Consider the following 2,883-nt stretch of genomic DNA (forward strand, 5'->3'; position numbering starts at 1 on the left):
CCCCGGACGAGGTCCGCGACGTCCCTCGCGATCGCCCCGAAGCCGAACAGCCCGAGCGCGTCGCCGGCGAGTTCGTGGCCCGCAATCGCCTCCCGATCCCACCCGCCCGACCGGACGTGACTGTCGGCGGTCCGGAGGGTTCGACGGACGGCGAACAACAACGCGACCGCGTGTTCCGCGACCGACCGCGCGTTCGCGCCCGGGGTGTTACAGACGACGATGTCCCGGTTCGACGCCGCCCCGATGTCGACGTTGTCGAGTCCTGCGCCGTGTTTCGCGATGACTTTGAGCCGGTCGGCCCGGTCGATGACGTCCGCATCGACGGGTGCGACTCTCACGATGAGGGCGTCGTACCGGCCGATATCGTCGAGTGCCGCCTCGGTGCTGCCGTACTCGTCCATGCCGGTACAGTCCGCGAACTCCGCGATCGAGTCCGGCCCCGAGGGGTCGATTTCACTCGGGATGAGAACATTCCACGTACTGCGCATAGCGGTGTGTCACGCGACGACGTGAAAAGGGTATGCCCGCTGACTGGTGTTCGGAGGCCGACGTCGTAACCGTCGTCCACCGGACGTCTCGAGGATCCGGACGGCGTCGCACACCTGCGTCCGGGGAATCCCCCTGAGTTCGCTCAGGCGCTTTGCAGTGCCCGCGGCGAGGCGGGTCGATCCGACGAAGCACCGCGCTTCGTACTCCTTCAAGCCGAGTTGCTGGAGAGTCTCGACCGCTTCTTCCGCATTTTTCGCGTATCCACGTGTCCCACCCTCCCGGGCAGTCCTAGGACTTCTCAGCCGCTTATCGACTGAAGGGATACGTTATTGTCACTCTTCGCGTGATAATTGAGACAACGATGCCGACACGTCGCCGGAGCGAAAACGGTCCCCTACTCTCGATAACACTGTGTACAGATCTGTAACAAAACGAGTGACAACACTTTGCGCCGCAATTTCAACGCTTGGAAACCCCCGTGATATCTATATTAGTATAGTTACCCGTTTAATCACAAAAGAAATATACGGGCAGGGAGCTAACCTCTGGCTCAGCGCGCGGTTCAGTTCCGTGTCCCAACCACTGTACTGCCGCGTGCTGTACCGGCCACTTCACGTGGCCGGCTTCGCGTGACCACGGGAGCGATCACATCGATGCATACCGATCCAACAGAGGACCCACAGGCGGCAGCCGTCGAGCAACTCGAACGGTTCGGGTTGAGTGCCTACGCCGCGCGAACGTTCGTCGCGCTGGCGAGTCTCGGATCCGGAACGGCCAGGGACGTCAGCCAGGTGTCAGAGGTGCCGCGGACCCGGGTGTACGACGCGATCGACGAGTTACACGACCGCGGGCTCGTCGATATTCAACAATCGTCGCCCAAGCAGTTCTGGGCGATCTCCGCCGAAACCGCGAGCCGGACGTTCGAACGCGACCTCCAGTATCGGACCGAGCTGCTGCGGTCCGCACTGGACGAGCTCGAACCCGCCCAGCGACAGACGGAACAGCGAGGCGTCTGGACGGTCGACGGGCAAACGGCGGTCACCGCCCGCGTGCTGGAGTTCATCGCCAGCGCGGAGGAGGAAGTCGTGTACATGACCGTCGAGGACCTTCTCACCGAGGAGCTGATCGAGGAATTGGGCGCGGCCGCGGACCGCGGCGTCTCGGTCCAGCTCGCAGGGGTTTCGGCGGACGTCCAGGATCGCATTCAAGACGAGATCCCCAGCGCGACGATGTTCGAGTCGCTGTGGGTCTGGTCGGATACGTCGGCCGGACGGCTCATGATGGTGGACGGGAAGAAAACGCTCGTGAGCGTCCTCGTCAACGGCGAGGACTCGACCCCGACCGATCCGCGGGCGGAGACCGCGATCTGGGGCGAGGGTGAGACGAACAGCCTCGTCGTCGTGCTGAAGGCGGTTTTCACGTGGCGACTCGAAACCGACGCGCCGGACTGACGGAGAGCAACGACCCACAACTATGCCACATATACACATGCCTGCATCGACCGAACCGGACCGATTCACACGCCCTCGGTGTCGCCCGTGACCGCGTCCGACGGGCCTAAAGACGGCAACCGCTCTTCCGGCGTGGACGGTACTGTTCGGACCACGTTCGACTGGGAGGCGGTCGCGCCGAGCACCGCGGTCGTCAAGACGGTGTCCGTCGCCGTGGACGCCGAGCCGACCGCGATCGAACCGCTGTACGGGGCGGTCGACCCGGAGGCTCTAGATCGACTTCTCCCCGGGTCGAGCGCGACGTGCCCGACCGATACCGGCGTCTCCGTCTCGTTTACCTTCGCGGGGTGCGAAGTGCGGGTTCACAGCGCCGGTACCGTCGTGGTTCGACCGACCGGGTAGTTCAGACGGTCGTCTGCGCCGCGTCTTCGGGAAGTGCGTCCAACACGGCTTCGATCCGCTCGTTGGGGTGATACGCGACGGTCCGGCGCTCCGGATCGAACTCGACGACGCCGTGGTCATCGAGGCGGGGCAGGTGGTTGTGGTACAGCAGGATCGCGATCCGGTCTCGATTCGGGGGCGCGTCCGTGGGCCACGCCCCGTCTTTCTGGAGCAACTGGTCGATCAGATCCGCGACCGTCGTCTCCTCGACGGTTTCGCGTCGCAGCTGTCGGATGATCGCCCGTCGCGCTCCGTCCGAAACGATTTCAAAACAGGTATCGAGATGAGCGGCACTCATATTAGTTTTCACGGAGCGGTAACCGCGTATAAGTGTAGCATTTTCACACGGACCGGATTCTTGATTAAGTGAGTGACGACCTCGTGGGTCCGGCCGACTGTTCGCCGATCGCGGGTGTCCGTGTCAGAGCGTCTCGCCGAATTCGACCGACTCGGAGTCGACCTGTCGAGTGCGCGGTGTGTCCCGCGGGAACGTCGGTCAGTC

At 63.8% G+C, this 2,883-nt stretch carries 4 protein-coding genes and 1 pseudogene; 2 read left to right on the forward strand and 3 right to left on the reverse strand.

Annotated elements, in window-relative coordinates:
• Together R6U01_RS07855 and R6U01_RS07860 are read right to left on the reverse strand one after the other, a co-directional pair.
• Positions 1 to 488 (reverse strand): NAD(P)-dependent oxidoreductase (locus R6U01_RS07855; RefSeq protein WP_410285908.1); only part of this gene is annotated, 488 nt, incomplete at its 3' end.
• 78 nt (positions 489 to 566) lie between these two features.
• Positions 567 to 791 (reverse strand): annotated as a pseudogene (locus R6U01_RS07860) (helix-turn-helix domain-containing protein); the annotation flags it as partial.
• Between the two features lie 351 nt (positions 792 to 1,142).
• Between R6U01_RS07860 and R6U01_RS07865 the strand changes: the two are divergent.
• The gene (locus R6U01_RS07865; RefSeq protein ID WP_410285909.1) at positions 1,143 to 1,940 is read left to right on the forward strand and encodes a TrmB family transcriptional regulator; all 798 of its coding nucleotides are present in this window, start codon (positions 1,143 to 1,145) and stop codon (positions 1,938 to 1,940) included.
• Positions 1,941 to 2,027: 87 nt separating this feature from the next.
• Entirely contained in the window at positions 2,028 to 2,342 is a 315-nt protein-coding gene (locus R6U01_RS07870; protein WP_410285910.1) for a HalOD1 output domain-containing protein, read from the forward strand.
• Between the two features lies 1 nt (position 2,343).
• On the opposite strand, the gene R6U01_RS07875 is transcribed toward R6U01_RS07870, so the two are convergent.
• The gene (locus R6U01_RS07875; RefSeq protein WP_410285911.1) at positions 2,344 to 2,679 is read right to left on the reverse strand and encodes an ArsR family transcriptional regulator; all 336 of its coding nucleotides are present in this window, start codon (positions 2,677 to 2,679) and stop codon (positions 2,344 to 2,346) included.
• Positions 2,680 to 2,883: the final 204 nt, after the last annotated feature.

This window comes from Halorubrum sp., from assembly GCF_046498025.1.
Lineage (GTDB): Archaea > Halobacteriota > Halobacteria > Halobacteriales > Haloferacaceae > Halorubrum.

Excerpts from the sequence above, each read along its gene's own strand:
- R6U01_RS07865 (WP_410285909.1), top strand. The coding sequence starts at position 1,143 with ATGCATACCGATCCAACAGAGGACCCACAGGCGGCAGCCGTCGAGCAA.
- R6U01_RS07875 (WP_410285911.1), bottom strand. The coding sequence starts at position 2,679 with ATGAGTGCCGCTCATCTCGATACCTGTTTTGAAATCGTTTCGGACGGA.